Source organism: Streptomyces sp. NPDC006283 (assembly GCF_040613325.1).
Classification (GTDB): Bacteria; Actinomycetota; Actinomycetes; order Streptomycetales; family Streptomycetaceae; genus Streptomyces.
The window spans coordinates 1-1,408 of record NZ_JBEXRZ010000471.1; the positions used below are offsets into that span (position 1 = coordinate 1).

1 protein-coding gene is annotated in these 1,408 nt (G+C 66.5%); it reads right to left on the minus strand.

Translation table 11 applies throughout. The annotated features are described in order from the left end of the window. Nucleotides 1-166: 166 nt before the first annotated feature. The gene (locus ABZ070_RS37350; RefSeq protein ID WP_356640653.1) at nt 167-1,351 is read right to left on the minus strand and encodes an IS701 family transposase; all 1,185 of its coding nucleotides are present in this window, start codon (nt 1,349-1,351) and stop codon (nt 167-169) included. Nucleotides 1,352-1,408 lie beyond the last annotated feature (57 nt).

The window sequence follows — 1,408 nt, forward strand, 5'->3', positions numbered from 1 at the left end:
TAGTACTGCAACGGTTCTTGTCGTGACGGTTGTTTGGTTTCGGGTGGTGTGTGGCCGCGTTGTTTGTAGTGGCTGAGGCGGGCTTGGTGTTGTCGTCTGCGTCGCCAGCGGGACCAGTGCAGGATGTGGTCGATGGGTGCTGGTTGGCGGTGGGTGAGGCGGTGAATCAGGCGTCTGAGCTCGGGCAGGCTGAGGGGGACGAGGCCGGAGGATCCGTTTCTGCTTTGTCAGTGTCGAGTTCGCGGGCCCGCAGGACGGTCAGGCAGGCGTGGGCAGCCATGGCCAGGGTCATGTGGCGGTGCCAGCCGGGATAGCGGCGAACTTGGTAGTCGTCCAGGCCGCATTCCTGTTTCGCAGTCTGGAAGCACTCCTCGACGGCCCAGCGGGCACCGGCGACGTGGATCAGCTGGTCGAGGGTGGTGTCGGCGGGGCAGTAGGCGATGTAGTAGGAGATCTCTTCTGGCCGGCTCACGCTGCGGCGGGCGATCACCCAGTGGCGGCGGTCTTCCCGGTGCCAGGGCCTGACCTCGACTCTCGCCCAGTCGAAGACGCGGGGGCCGTGGGCCCCGTTCCCGCAGGAACGGCGCTTCCACTTCTGCCGCGGCAGTCCGGGAAACAGGTCGTGGACCGGGTGGTCGATGGCCCAGCGGGTGACGACTGTGTCGTGGCGGGTGGTGGCCATGACGTGGAAGACATCGGCCCGTTCCAGCTCGGTCCGCCAGCTTTTCGAGTAGCCGTAACCGGCGTCCGCGGTCACCCACCCGAACGGGATCTTCTCCTCGACCGCCCGGCGGACCATCGCCCTGGCCATCGCGACCTTGGTCTCGAAGGCGACCGTGTCGTCGATACCGGCCCGCCGGCACCGTTCACGATCGTCCGTCCAGGAAGCGGGCAGATACAGCCGGCGGTCGATCAGGGTGCGGCCGCGGTCGGTGGCATAGGCCAGGAACACCCCGACCTGGCAGTTCTCCGTCCGTCCGGCCGTGCCGGAGTACTGCCGCTGGACCCCGGCCGACCACACCCCCTTCTTCAAGAAACCGGTGTCGTCCACGATCAGCACCGCACCCGGGTCGCCCAGGTGCTCGACGACGTACTCGCGCACGTCGCCCAGGACCTCCTCGGCGTCCCACTCGATCCGGTTCAGCATCCGCTGGATCCGGTCCGGGCCCCCATGACCTGCTTCCTCCGCCAGTGTCCAGCCGTTCTTCCGCTGCAGCGGAGCTATCAGCCCACGCATATACGCCAACGCTGTCTCACGCGGCTCCGACCTGGCAAAACGGTGCACGAACCGCTCCTGCAGAGCCGTCAGTTCACCCGCCCACCATCGGACCTCAGCACGTTCCCCACCCATGAACAGCTCAACGAGCACACGGTCAAACCGTCACGACAAGAACCGTTGCAGTACTAG

Coding starts and splice junctions, on each gene's coding strand:
- ABZ070_RS37350 (WP_356640653.1), bottom strand. CDS start 1,351: ATGGGTGGGGAACGTGCTGAGGTCCGATGGTGGGCGGGTGAACTGACG.